Genomic DNA, 12,399 nt, shown 5'->3' on the forward strand with positions numbered 1-12,399 from the left:
GAGCGCTAGTCTCGTGGGCTCGGAGATGTGGATAAGAGACAGGCCCCTGCCTCCCCAGGGGAAGCCGGACTCAGCCGGCGCGACGGTACGTCAGCTTCCGCAGCGCCGTCTCCGCCGGTCCGCGCCTGCCCGTACGCGACAGTGACGCGGCCAGCACCACGGTGCCCAGCCAGGTGAGCACGGCGATGCCGGACGCGGCCGCGTCACCGACGCGGGTGGCGAGACCGCCCAGGTACGGCGTGAAGAGCGCGACGAAGACCACGGACTGCAGCAGGTAGCAGGTGAGCGACCACTGGCCGCAGGCGGCGAGCGCCCTGCTGATCGGGCCCGTCCGTCGTTCCCGGCCCGCCACGAAGAGCCCGACCAGCGCGGCGTAGGCGAGACCGCCGGCGATGCCGGTGACGCTGTGCAGGACGTACGCCGACACGCTGACCGCGTCGGAGGTGACCAGGAGCCGCGTGTCGATCAGCGTCAGCGGCGCCGCGCCGACGACCGCGACGGCCGTGCCGACGGTGGCGACGCGGGCGAGCAGCGCCCGGTGCGCCCGTGGCTCCTCCAGCAGGCGGCGGCGGGCCGCCCAGATGCCGAGCAGAAAGGCCGACACGACGCCGACGGCGAAGTAGGTGGGCGTCATCCCGGCCCAGCCGATGACCCGCGTCATCAGGGCCTCCAGCGGGTCGGCCATGGCCGCGGGGGTGTCGCCCTTCGGAGCGCTCACCGTCAGCAGCCCGAACCCGGCGAGCACGACGACGTGCAGCACCGCGCCGACCCCGGCGGCCCAGAACAGCGCCCGGTCACTGCGCCGGACGAACCCGACGAGCACCAGGCCGATGAGTCCGTACGCGCCCAGGATGTCGCCGAAGAACAGCAGGAGGGCGTGGCAGAACCCGAACGCGAGCAGCCACAGGCTGCGGGCGCGCAGCACCCGCTGCACCTCCGGCCAGCTCCGCCCGGCGGCGGCCTGCCTGTTGGCGATCTGGACGAGGCCGTAGCCGAACAGCGCGGCGAACATGGGCAGCGCGCGCCCGTCCACCAGGAGGATCTGGACCCCCGCCACCAGCCGGTCGAGGGTCCCTCCGTCGAGGGTGTAGCCGCGGAAGCCGGCCGGATGACCGGACAGGTACATGTGCGCGTGCGCCACCGCGATGAGCAGCAGCATGAAGCCTCGCGCGAGGTCGGGGGCGGGGGACCGCTGAGCGAGCGGCACGGCCCTCTGGGCGGGGGCCGACGCGGTGATGGACATGGGTATCCCTTGCGATTAGATACACGACTGTAGCTTACGCTTTGACGGTAAGCTACACCCCTGTAGCTAAGCAAGGGGGCAACGATGAACGAACGCGACGGACGCACCCGGCGGCGCGGCGAAGAGTTGATCAGCGCCATCCACACCGCGGTGCTGCAGGAGGTGCTGGAGGTCGGCGTCGGGCGGCTCACCATGGACGGCATCGCCAAACGCGCGGCGACCGCCCGCACGACGCTCTACCGCCGCTGGTCCGACCCCATCGAGGTGCTCGTGGACGCGCTCTACCACGCGCATCCGGTCGAGGAGCCGGCCCCCGGGGCCGACGACCTACGCGGCGACCTGATCCGCGCGCTCCAGCTCATGGTCAAGTGGACGCTCAGCCCCGCCGGGCTCGCGGTCGCGGCCATCCTCACCGACCCCAAAGGCTCGGCCAAGGTCTCCGACGCCCTGTTCGAGAAGGTCTTCGCCAGCCGCGGCGGCACGTTCACCAGCACCGTGCTGCGGCACTACGCCGAACGCGGCCACTTCCCCGCCGAGCTGCTCACCCCGGTGGTGGCCGACATCGGCGAGGCCCTCATCACCAAACGTCTCCTCGACACCGGCAAACCCCCCACCGACGTCGACCTGGCCGCCATCGTCGACCAGGCCATCCTCCCCGCCATCGGCCTCATGCCCCCACCCGCTTCGCATTGACGGCATCGGCATGCGGCACACCCCCGTGGCCGGGCATGGAAACGCCCGCCTCCCCAGCTGCGGGTGGGGAAGCGGGCGTCGCCGGTCTCGCGTCGCCGGTTACGAGGCGACGGGCTCGTGGGTGCGGTCGTTGTTGCTGGTCGGTGCGATGGTCACCGAGCGCCGCTTCGACACCACGATGGCCCCGACCACCACGGCCACCGCCACGACGGTGACGCCGATGCGCAGCACCGGGTTGCCCGCGTACAGCACGACCGCGGGCGCCACCAGCAGCGCCACCAGGTTCATCACCTTGATCAGCGGGTTGATGGCCGGACCGGCGGTGTCCTTGAACGGGTCGCCGACCGTGTCGCCGATGACCGTGGCCGCGTGCGCCTCGGAGCCCTTGCCGCCGTGGTGGCCGTCCTCGACGAGCTTCTTGGCGTTGTCCCAGGCGCCACCGGAGTTGGCCAGGAAGACGGCCATCAGGGTGCCGCACGCGATGGCGCCGGCCAGGAACGCGCCCAGCGGCGCGTACCCCAGCGCGAAACCGACCGCGATCGGCGTCATGACCGCCAGCAGACCGGGCGTGGCCAGCTCACGCAGCGAGTCGCGGGTGCAGATGTCCACGACGCGGCCGTACTCGGGCTTCTCGGAGCCGTCCATGATGCCCGGCCTGTTGCGGAACTGGTCGCGTACCTCGAAGACCACCCGCATCGCGGCCCGGCCGACCGCCATGATCGCGAGCCCCGAGAACAGGAACACGACCGCGGCGCCGATGATCAGGCCGACGAGGACGTTCGGCTGGTCGATGCTGAGGCTGAAGCTGGAGAACGTGCCGAGCGCCTCCTTGACGGACGTGGTCGCCGCCGCCAGCTCGCCCTCGACCGCCGTACGGAAGGCTCCGAACAGCGCCGTCGCGGCCAGCACGGCGGTCGCGATGGCGATGCCCTTGGTGATGGCCTTGGTGGTGTTGCCGACGGCGTCGAGGCTGGTCAGCACGCGGGCGCCCTCACCGTCGACGTCGCCGGACATCTCGGCGATGCCCTGGGCGTTGTCGGAGACGGGGCCGAAGGTGTCCATGGAGACGATGACGCCGACCGTGGTCAGCAGGCCGGTGCCGGCCAGCGCGACCGCGAACAGGGCGATCGTGACGTTCCCGAACCCGAGCAGGAACGCGCCGTAGACCGCGCCGCCGATGATCAGCGCCGAGTAGACCGCCGACTCCAGGCCGACGCTGATGCCGGACAGGATGACGGTGGCGGGGCCGGTGACCGAGCTCTCGCCGATCTCGCGCACCGGGCGCCGCGTCGTCTCCGTGAAGTAGCCGGTCAGCAGCTGGATGGCGCTGGCCAGGACGAGCCCGATGAGCACCGCGACGATGGCGATGAGCCGCGGGTTGGCGTCGGACTGCACGGTGGCGCCCGTCAGACCGGCGAAGCTGTCCGGCAGGTACCAGAACGCGGCCGCGGCCACCAGCACCGCCGAGATCGCGGCCGAGATGAAGAAGCTGCGGTTGATCGCCGCCATGCCGCTGCGGTCGCGGTCGCGCATGCCGGTGACGAAGATGCCGATGATCGCGGTGAGCACACCGATCATCGGGACGATGAGGGGGAAGATCAACCCCTCCTCGCCGAACGCCGCCCGCCCCAGGATGAGGCTCGCGACCAGCATGACCGCGTACGACTCGAACAGGTCGGCCGCCATGCCGGCGCAGTCGCCGACGTTGTCGCCCACGTTGTCGGCGATGGTGGCCGGGTTGCGCGGGTCGTCCTCGGGGATGCCCTGCTCGACCTTGCCGACCAGGTCGGCGCCCACGTCGGCCGCCTTCGTGAAGATGCCGCCGCCGACGCGCATGAACATCGCCAGCAGCGCCGCCCCGAACCCGAACCCTTCGAGCACGTAGGGCGCGTCGCCCTGGTAGACGAACACCACGACGGCCGCCCCGAGCAGGCCGAGGCCCACGGTGACCATCCCCGCCACGCCGCCGGTGCGGAAGGCGATGCGCATGGCGCGCTTCTCGCCCGCCTCCTTGGCCGCCGCCGCCACGCGCACGTTGCCGCGCACGGCCAGCCACATGCCGAGGAACCCGGTCAGCGCGGAGAACACCGCTCCGACCACGAAGAAGATGGAACGTCCGATGCGTACGTCTGTCTCTCCCGGCAGCAGGAGCAACAGGAAGGGAATCACGACGACGAAGATCGCCAACGTGCGGAACTGGCGCGCGAGGTAGGCGCTGGCGCCTTCCTGCACGGCGCGCGCGATGTTCTGCATGCGTTCGGTGCCCTGGCCGGCGGACAGCACCTCCCGCACCAGTCCGCCGGCGACGGCTAGCGCGATCAGTGCGACCGCGGCGACCACGATCACGATGGTGAGATTGTTTCCGCTCAGAACCAGATTGGACGCTGGCTCAGCTGCCAGCATGTGCCTGCTCATCGTTCTCCTCGGCAAGACCGGTCGTCCTGCCCGGGCGGTGCCTCCCGGCTACCTCGGCGGGTGTTACGGCACCATCCGGGTTGTGGGTGCCGCTTCCGGTTGAATCCGCGTTCCGCCGGATCACCTTGGCCGGTTCCCGGAGTCTACGCAGGCACAGAACCGATATGAAGGCTCTGCGCGTCGCTAATTGTGCGAGTGTCTAGCAATCCCCTGTCAGTGCCCAGGTTTGGGACCTGACATGCGAAATTTCCGGCGGTTTGGGGTCACTGCAAGGCCACAATTCGGCCAGGCCGAAATGCTGGCAACATGGACCCGAGTGAACCTTGAGACAACCTGGCACAACCAGGCAAGCACTCACTCGCCAAGACCGCCTGCCGTCCGAAAACCCCAGGCCAGAGCGCCGTAGACATCCCTTGACCGCACCCCGAGCAGCCCGTGACCCCCGCCAAGTCTACGGCCGGCATATCAACGCACTGAAACTCACCCGTCCTGCAGCCTGACCTCTTGGAAAACCCACACAAAGGCTCCCCAGCCTCCCCCGTAGGCCACCATGACTTACCGCAGGGCCACTCTCGACTTACTCACGAGGACATCTTTGATTTCTCATGAGGAGGTGGACGGCGCCCTCATGAGGAGACGCTCGACTCGCTCACAGGCACTCCCGAACTCCCACCCGAGACCGCGGTTCAACGTGCACACAGGAGAGCCTCGACATCTTGACCAGCGCATTCGCAGCCATACCTATCCGCCTTGCACGATCCGGCCCTCTGGAGTTCCGTAGTACCAATGCCGCTCAGCCGGAGCGGGAGGGAAGGTGCCGGCAGCCAGATCGACCAGGGCCTCTGCCAGCTCAACCAGCGGAGCCGCGTTGATGTGCTCTGCACCACGCAGGAAGCTGGTCGCGCTCTCCCCCAACTCGGGCCAGGTCGAGACTTCGGCTCGGTCCACGCCGCCGCGGGCCTCGATCCGGCGAGCCGCCTCCACAACACAGTGCAGGAGCACCTGTCGCTGGTCCTCGCCGAAGTCGTCCAGCAGGACTGCGAAACCGCTGCCGGCCAACGCGTGTGTGCGGAGATCCTGCTCCAACTCGGGCCACCACGGGGGCCGGAGGTCCGCCGGCGCCTCTGCACCGACTCGCGCCGCTTCGATGAAGAGAACCCCGAGTGCCACGTCATAAGCCCAGAACATCGCGCCTTCGAGGATCACCGGCACTGTCTTGCTCAACGGCACTCCTCCGCAGCCGATTGCCCCCAGCGCAAATCATGGCCTATCGACCCGGGCGCCTTCCCCGTTCAGCTGATCACGCCTCGAACACCGAGCAGCACTTTCGCAACGGCCCTGGTGCCATGACTGTCCCGACGCAACTGCGGCCACCGGCGTCCCGGCCTGCTTCTTCGCATCGGCCGCCTCCGCGCACCCCGAGGAGGTGCGCGGCAACGTCGCCGCCGGCAACGCGATCGCCATGCACAGCCGGATTCACGAGCAGCATGCTGCGGAAGCCATCAAGAGCGGGAAGTGGTTCCGCGCACCGGCCGACACGCCAGAGACCGGCACCCGCCCGGGCGAGCATCCACACCCATCCCAGGACATCCCGACCAGACCCACGCCATCACCCAAGAGCCGAGCCCGACCCAGATGCCTCGCTGATGACACGTCGCGTCCCCGCGGCCGGCATCCCATCCCTACGGCCGGCGTCACGTCGCCCCGGCGAGTGCGCAAAAGCGAATCTCCCAAAGCACCTCCGAGACCACGCACCAGGGGGTGCAGGCCCAAAACCGGCAGGCGCCCCTCCAAGAGCCCCAGCTTGGACCTGAACGCTCCCGAGGGGCATCTCAGAAGTCACACACCGGGCTTTGACCGCTCACGCCCCAAGCACTCCCTCCTCAGGACGTGCAGCGGCTCGAGGTGGCAGACCAGCCGGGCTGCCACGCCCATGAGCCGGCTCGCGACAACCACCGCCCGCAGGCGACCTTCAGAAGCCGCACCCACGGTTGTGAGCACTCACAGCCCAGCGTCTTTGCCAGAGACCCGTCGGGATGCGCCGTGCCGTCCGCCCGCAGGGCCACTGCACGGCTCGGCGCTGCGCCGGCTGGCCATGCGCTGCGCGGCTCGGCGCTGCGCCGGCTGACCGTGCGGTGCGGTACGCGGCTTGGCGCTGCGCCGGTTGACCGTGCGGTGCGCGGCGGCCATCGCCCACACGACGGTCCACACGACCTCGGGACGCGCCCCGCCCCGACGCGGTGGCGCTCAGCGCAAGCAGTCAGGGGTGCTCATCGCTGCAGGTCACCACCTGAGCGGCGGACGGCGTACCGGACGGGGTGGCGCCGTCAGGAACCACACGGCATCAGGAACCACACGACGTCAGGAATCGCACGACGCGTTCAGGCGGCCCACAAGCGAACCTTTCACGACCCCGTAAATCAGCTCAGGCCCTCTCCACGAATCCGTGGGGCTGGGCAGAGGCGATGTGATCCGTGGCCTAGGGAGAGGCGGTGGGCCTGCGGGCAAGCGTTTCAGGAGCCGCATGGGCCTGTTCGTCGTGTCCGTAATGGGCGTGGGTTTTCGTGGTGGCCGAAAAGCCGGTGCGTCATCCGGCTGACATGGGCCACTGGCGACCAAGCCCACCGCGCGCCGTAGCGGCGGCCCGGCCCGTGCGGGTCAGCGGGCGTCTCCCTGGAGGTGCTCAGCCATGGTCGGCGGGTGGTGTGACGTTGGCTCCGCCGTACGAGATGCGGGTTTACACCCCCGTACGGCGGGACGCCGCGCACCCGCGAGGACGCCAGCGGCGAGGCGGCGCAAGGCATCCTGCGGGCATGCTCGATGACCACGGGAGCCCCAGGAGCACCTTCCCCTCAACAGAGGAGGGCGAGAAGCCGTCCACCGGCCGAGGCCGCGTCGGGCCTGGGCCGGCACATCGGCACGGCGGTCACACCGGCACTGCGGCGGGCCAGCTCATGCGGATGTTGGTCCCCTTGGGGCTGGGGAACACCTCGACGTCGTCGGCCAAACCTTCGATGACCGCGATGCCGAAGTTCGACATGAACGAGTCAGACAGCATGCCGAGGTCGAGAGGCTGCTCCTGCTTGATCTCCTCGCTGGGGGCCTGGTCGCTGACCGTGACCTCGAAGCGCCCGGAATCGTCACGCAGCTCGATGCGGATGGGCTCACCCGGACAGTGGACCCGATGTGCCTCGACTGCCCGGGAACACGCCTCACCCACGGCGAGCCTGACCTCGTCCAGCAGGGACTCCTCCACGCCGGTGCGGCGAGCGATCGCCGTCGCCACCAGCCGGGCGGTGCGCACATGCGCGGGGAGAGCGCTGAACGTCAGCTCGACGGTAGCCATGCTACTTGTCTTTGCCGTGAGCTTCCTTGGCCTCGTCGACCGAAGCGTAGATCCCGAAGACCTTCGTCAGACCGGTGATCCGGAAGATCTTGAGAATCCGCTCCTGCGTGCAGACCAGCTCGAGCGAGCCGTCGTGGGCACGGACCCGCTTGAGCCCCCCGACCAGGACGCCGAGGCCCGTGGAGTCGAGGAAGTCGACCTTCTCCATGTTGACGAGAAGGTGGAAGTTGCCCTTGTTGACCAGGTCGATCAGGAGCTCACGCAATCTCGGCGCCGTGTAGACATCGATCTCACCCTCGACCTCCACGATGGTGAGTCGGTCTTCGGTGCGGTGATCCAACTTCAGATCCACAGATCCTCCAGCGCCTCGCCTGCGAAACTACCCTTTTGGGACTGGCAATCTGGAACGTGGCCCCAGACTGTCCGACCCTGACGCGCGGCATTCAACCACGCGCCTGGCTTGTGTCTATACGAAATCACGATTCCCGACGACTTTGCCCAACGATGCAAGACTGGAAACAGTGACTTCCTCGGCATCCTCCCCACAACAGGCAGGTCCACTCCTCCACCACCTGCTTGATGTTCCCGCACGTCATGAGCGTGTAACGCATGTGGAGCATGTTCCAGCACGTCAGGCGGGAGACGCGCGCTGGCCGGAATGGACACCGGACCTGCTGGTTACGCGCTTGGCGAACCACGGCGTCACAGGACTCTGGCCCCACCAGTACGAGGCCGCCGACCTGGCATTCCGTGGCCGAAACGTGATCATCTCCACGGGTACGGCGTCGGGGAAGTCGCTGGCGTACCTGACTCCGGCGGTCGCCTCCTGCCTCGACGGCGGCACAATTCTTTACCTGACCCCGACCAAGGCGCTGGCCGCCGACCAGCTTCGCGCCCTCCGCGAACTGCGCATCACGCAGGTGCGCGCGGCCTGCTTCGACGGCGACACCCCGTTCGAGGAACGCACCTGGGTGCGCCAGCACGCCAACTACGTCCTGACAAATCCCGACATGCTGCACCGCGGCATCCTCCCCCGCCACGCCCAGTGGTCGTCCTTCTTCCGCCGTCTCCGCCTGATCGTCGTGGACGAATGCCACGGCTACCGCGGCGTCTTCGGCTCGCACGTCGCCCAGATCCTGCGCCGCCTGCGCCGCGTCTGCGCCCGGTACGGCTCCCAGCCCACCTTCCTGCTCGCCTCGGCCACGGCCAGCGAGCCGGGAGCGTTCGCGAAGAGGCTGACGGGCCTTGAGATGGACGAGGTGACCGTGGACGCCTCGCCCAAGGGCTCGACGACCATCGCGCTGTGGGAGCCGCCTCTGACGGAGCTCCGGGGCGAGGGAGGCGCACCGGTACGCCGTACGGCGACGGCCGAGGCGGCCGACCTCCTGGCCGACCTCGTCCTGGCCGACGTACGCACGCTCGCCTTCGTCCGTTCGCGCCGCGGCGCGGAGACGGTCGCCCTGTCCGCCCGCGCCAAACTGTCCGACGTCGCCTTCTCCCTCACCCCTCACCGGACTCCCAGCACCGCGAAAACCTCCCCCACCGACAGCTCACTTGACCGCCCCGCCTCGGCCTCCCCGTCCGAGGCCCCCGAGGACCAGGGCTCGACGGGTCCGGACACCGCGATGCAGGGCGCTTCCGCCGTGAGCCCGTTCGGGTGGAACCTCGCGGATGGTGAACGGGCGGACCTGGCCGAGCTTCCCGACAAGATCGCCGCCTACCGCGCCGGCTACCTCGCCGAGGACCGCAGGCTCCTCGAGAAGGCCCTCCGCGCGGGCACCATCATGGGCCTGGCCACCACGAACGCCCTCGAGCTCGGCGTGGACGTCTCCGGCCTCGACGCCGTGCTCATCGCGGGGTGGCCCGGCACCCGGGCCTCCTTCTGGCAGCAGGCCGGCCGGGCGGGCCGCGACGGCCGGAACGCGCTGGCCGTACTGATCGCCCGCGACGACCCGCTGGACACCTACCTCGTGCACCACCCCCAAGCCCTGTTCGGGCAGCCCGTCGAGGCGATCGTCCTCGACCCGGACAACCCGTACGTGCTGGGGCCCCACCTCTGCGCCGCCGCAGCCGAGATCCCGCTGACCGAGAACGACCTGCCCACCTTCGGCTCCACCACGGCGGACGTCCTGGACGACCTCGTGAACCAGAACCTGCTCAGAAAGCGCCAGGCCGGATGGTTCTGGACCAGGCGCGAGCGCGCCACCGACCTCGCCGACATCCGCGGCGGCGGAGGCGCCCCCATCCAGGTCGTGGAGTCGTCCACCGGCCGGCTCCTGGGCAGCGTGGACGAACCGTCCGCCCACTCCACCGTCCACACCGGCGCGGTCTACCTCCACCAGGGCGAGACCTTCCTGGTGGAGTTGCTCGACCTGGACGCCGGCGTGGCCCTGGTCTCCAGCGGCAACCCGGACTACACGACGTTCGCTCGTGACATCACCGACATCTCCATCCTCTCGACCGAGCGCTCTCACCCCCTCGGCCCCGGCACTCTGCACTTCGGCGAGGTCGAGGTGACGAGGCAGGTGGTCTCGTACCTCAAGAGGCGCCTCCATTCAGGCGAGATGCTCGGCGACGAACCCCTGGAGCTGCCGCCCCGCACCCTCCGCACCCGTGCCGTCTGGTGGACGCTTCCCGCCTCGGCCGTCGCCCCGCTCGCCGAAGCGGGCATCGACCTCGGTGGTGCGGCCCACGCCGCCGAACACGCCTCCATCGGCCTGCTCCCCCTCTTCGCCACCTGCGACCGCTGGGACATCGGCGGCGTCTCCACGGAACTGCACGCCGACACGGGCCTGCTCACGGTCTTCGTGTACGACGGCCACGAAGGCGGCGCCGGCTTCGCCGAACGCGGATACGCCCGCGCGACCGACTGGCTGACGGCCACGCGCGAGGCGATCATGTCCTGCGAGTGCGAACGCGGCTGCCCTTCCTGCATCCAGTCGCCGAAATGCGGCAACGGCAACGAGCCCCTGGACAAGCGAGGCGCCATTCGCCTCCTCAACACCCTGCTCACGCCCGAACAGCGCATGCCGTCGCCTCCGGACATGGCGGCCGGCGGCTGCTGATGTCAGCGGACTTCCGCGAGGGGATGCGGATCTGCCGGGCCGGCCCGCGATCTACCGGTCACGGTGCGGGCGCCTAGTAACGGAACCGAGATCGGCAACTCCGTCCAGACATCGACGACATCGCCGGTGAGCGTGCAGCGGGTCAGCTCGACGCCGTTCTGCTCGGCGAGTGTGGAGGCCCTGCCGCAGGCGCCTGTTGAGTCGATCACAGCCAGCCGTGCCGCCGCGAGGGCACTGAGATCAGCGGCGCTGGCGACACGATGGCGCGCCACGCGTACGGAACCTACTGTGGCGAAGACCATGGTGATCGCCATCAGGAGCCCCATGAGCGCCACACCCCAGAGCGTGGCCGAGCCCCGCTCTCTGGCCGAGCCACGCTCGCTTGCGAGGGTGGGTCGTGCGACCGAGCTATGCCCTCTGGCCGAGCCGCGCTCGCTTGCGCGGCCGTGTCCGGCGACCGAGCCATGTTCTCGCGCAGAGGCGCGCCCCTCGGCAGAGGCGCGCCCCTCGGCAGAGGCGCGCCCCTCGGCAGAGGCGCGCCCCTCGGCAGAGGCGCGCCCCTCGGCAGAGCCGCGCTCCCTCATAGCGCCGTGCTCCTTGGTCGAGCCGCGCCCTTCGACGGACCGGCGCTTCCGCATGGTCCGGGCGGCGCTCTGTGGCCGTCTCTCATGCTGCGGCAGAGCCCCAGACTCTGGCTGGGCGGCTTCCATTGCGGTGCCCCGTGCTTCCGGATTGATCGCTGCCTCCTGTCCAGTGGTCGGGTCACCCCGGTCTGCCAGGGGGATGTCCCTGGCAGACCGGGGTTGGCGAGGTTTGCGCTCACTGAGGGACGTCGGGTTCGGTGTCGGCGGTGGCTGCGGCTGATACGCGGACGGCGGGGAGTGAGTGGCCCCAGGACGGTCGTACTTCTACTGTGATCTGCACTTTGGTGAGCTCTGGATCGCGGGATACGGCTACTTCGGCGTCTGGGGCGGTGGATGCGCGGGCGACATCGCGGACTTGGTCGAGTGGCTCACCCCTGGCTGCGGCCCGAGCCGCCGCGCGGGCCGCGTCGACGCATTCGAGCTGGACGCCGACGGCTTGGACGGCCCACAGGGCCGCGGCCAGGACGACCATGAGGGCGGGCAGCATCGCAGCGGTCTCGGCCGTCACCGAACCCCGCGATGCCGGCCTCCTGCCGCTCGTGCGAGGTCGCGGCGGGCCCAGGGTCACTTCTGGGCGGTGTTGAGCGCGCGCTCGATGAGCGACGTCAGCATCTCCTGGACCTCCGCACTGCTCACGATCTTGAACAGGATCGCGGCGAAGGCGCAGGCCGCGATGGTGCCCACGGCGTATTCGGCTGTGGACATGCCTCGCTCACGGTTGACGCTCGCGTAGTGGAGCCACTTGTTGATGCGCGGCCTTGTGGCCGTCGCGGGCTGGTCTCGGCGGTTGGGGAGTGATCGCTCGCTCGGGCTGGTGCGGGAGTGGTCCGGCTGGTCGGTGGAGGTGCGCTCGGCTGTCTCGTGCGTGCTTGGAACGAGTGTCATGGCGTCGTTCGACATGGTCGGGTGAGTCTCGTCGGCTGGGGCGGCTTTGATGTCGTCGGGCGTCGTGGCGGGACTGTGCATCGTGCCTCCAGGTGGGCGGGTCGGGGC

The 12,399-nt window shown here is 69.5% G+C and carries 10 protein-coding genes; 2 read left to right on the forward strand and 8 right to left on the reverse strand.

Going from position 1 to position 12,399, the window contains the following annotated elements:
• Positions 1–70: 70 nt before the first annotated feature.
• A complete protein-coding gene (locus C1J01_RS39455) occupies positions 71–1,243 on the reverse strand; it encodes a DUF418 domain-containing protein (protein WP_111184108.1) in 1,173 nt (390 codons plus the stop codon).
• Positions 1,244–1,327: 84 nt separating this feature from the next.
• Here C1J01_RS39455 and C1J01_RS39460 point away from each other — a divergent pair, with 84 nt between their 5' ends.
• The gene (locus C1J01_RS39460; protein ID WP_111184110.1) at positions 1,328–1,936 is read left to right on the forward strand and encodes a TetR/AcrR family transcriptional regulator; all 609 of its coding nucleotides are present in this window, start codon (positions 1,328–1,330) and stop codon (positions 1,934–1,936) included.
• Between the two features lie 99 nt (positions 1,937–2,035).
• Here the strand turns inward: C1J01_RS39460 and C1J01_RS39465 are convergent, their stop codons facing one another.
• From C1J01_RS39465 to C1J01_RS39480, 4 genes are all read right to left on the reverse strand, one after another.
• Positions 2,036–4,351 (reverse strand): sodium-translocating pyrophosphatase, encoded by a 2,316-nt coding sequence (locus tag C1J01_RS39465; protein WP_111184112.1) that lies wholly within the window; start codon positions 4,349–4,351, stop codon positions 2,036–2,038.
• Positions 4,352–5,092: 741 nt separating this feature from the next.
• Positions 5,093–5,575 carry a hypothetical protein gene (locus C1J01_RS39470; RefSeq protein ID WP_146615886.1) on the reverse strand — a complete coding sequence of 161 codons (483 nt, stop codon included), beginning with the start codon at positions 5,573–5,575 and terminating at the stop codon, positions 5,093–5,095.
• A gap of 1,702 nt (positions 5,576–7,277) precedes the next feature.
• Entirely contained in the window at positions 7,278–7,697 is a 420-nt protein-coding gene (locus C1J01_RS39475) for an ATP-binding protein (protein ID WP_111184115.1), read from the reverse strand.
• Between the two features lies 1 nt (position 7,698).
• Complete coding sequence (locus C1J01_RS39480) at positions 7,699–8,049, reverse strand: STAS domain-containing protein (RefSeq protein ID WP_043629845.1); 351 nt, start codon at positions 8,047–8,049, stop codon at positions 7,699–7,701.
• 409 nt (positions 8,050–8,458) lie between these two features.
• Here C1J01_RS39480 and C1J01_RS39485 point away from each other — a divergent pair, with 409 nt between their 5' ends.
• Positions 8,459–10,762 carry a DEAD/DEAH box helicase gene (locus C1J01_RS39485; RefSeq protein ID WP_235854962.1) on the forward strand — a complete coding sequence of 768 codons (2,304 nt, stop codon included), beginning with the start codon at positions 8,459–8,461 and terminating at the stop codon, positions 10,760–10,762.
• Between the two features lie 2 nt (positions 10,763–10,764).
• Here C1J01_RS39485 and C1J01_RS53565 read toward each other — a convergent pair whose 3' ends face one another.
• The 3 genes from C1J01_RS53565 to C1J01_RS53575 form a co-directional block, all read right to left on the reverse strand.
• Positions 10,765–11,472 carry an Rv3654c family TadE-like protein gene (locus C1J01_RS53565; RefSeq protein ID WP_328589724.1) on the reverse strand — a complete coding sequence of 236 codons (708 nt, stop codon included), beginning with the start codon at positions 11,470–11,472 and terminating at the stop codon, positions 10,765–10,767.
• 109 nt (positions 11,473–11,581) lie between these two features.
• Positions 11,582–11,974, reverse strand: coding sequence for a TadE family type IV pilus minor pilin (locus C1J01_RS53570; protein ID WP_328589725.1), 393 nt, complete (start codon positions 11,972–11,974; stop codon positions 11,582–11,584).
• The coding region (locus C1J01_RS53575; RefSeq protein ID WP_328589726.1) for a DUF4244 domain-containing protein at positions 11,971–12,399 on the reverse strand (429 nt) is incomplete at its 5' end. The genes C1J01_RS53575 and C1J01_RS53570, both read right to left, overlap by 4 nt.

The sequence above is a fragment of the Nonomuraea aridisoli genome, from assembly GCF_003236395.1.
GTDB classification, from domain to species: domain Bacteria; phylum Actinomycetota; class Actinomycetes; order Streptosporangiales; family Streptosporangiaceae; genus Nonomuraea; species Nonomuraea aridisoli.

Bases quoted from the DNA above. Each gene is read 5' to 3' on its own strand.
- C1J01_RS39455 (WP_111184108.1), bottom strand. From the start codon at position 1,243: ATGTCCATCACCGCGTCGGCCCCCGCCCAGAGGGCCGTGCCGCTCGCT.
- C1J01_RS39460 (WP_111184110.1), top strand. From the start codon at position 1,328: ATGAACGAACGCGACGGACGCACCCGGCGGCGCGGCGAAGAGTTGATC.
- C1J01_RS39465 (WP_111184112.1), bottom strand. From the start codon at position 4,351: ATGAGCAGGCACATGCTGGCAGCTGAGCCAGCGTCCAATCTGGTTCTG.
- C1J01_RS39475 (WP_111184115.1), bottom strand. From the start codon at position 7,697: ATGGCTACCGTCGAGCTGACGTTCAGCGCTCTCCCCGCGCATGTGCGC.
- C1J01_RS53565 (WP_328589724.1), bottom strand. From the start codon at position 11,472: ATGGAAGCCGCCCAGCCAGAGTCTGGGGCTCTGCCGCAGCATGAGAGA.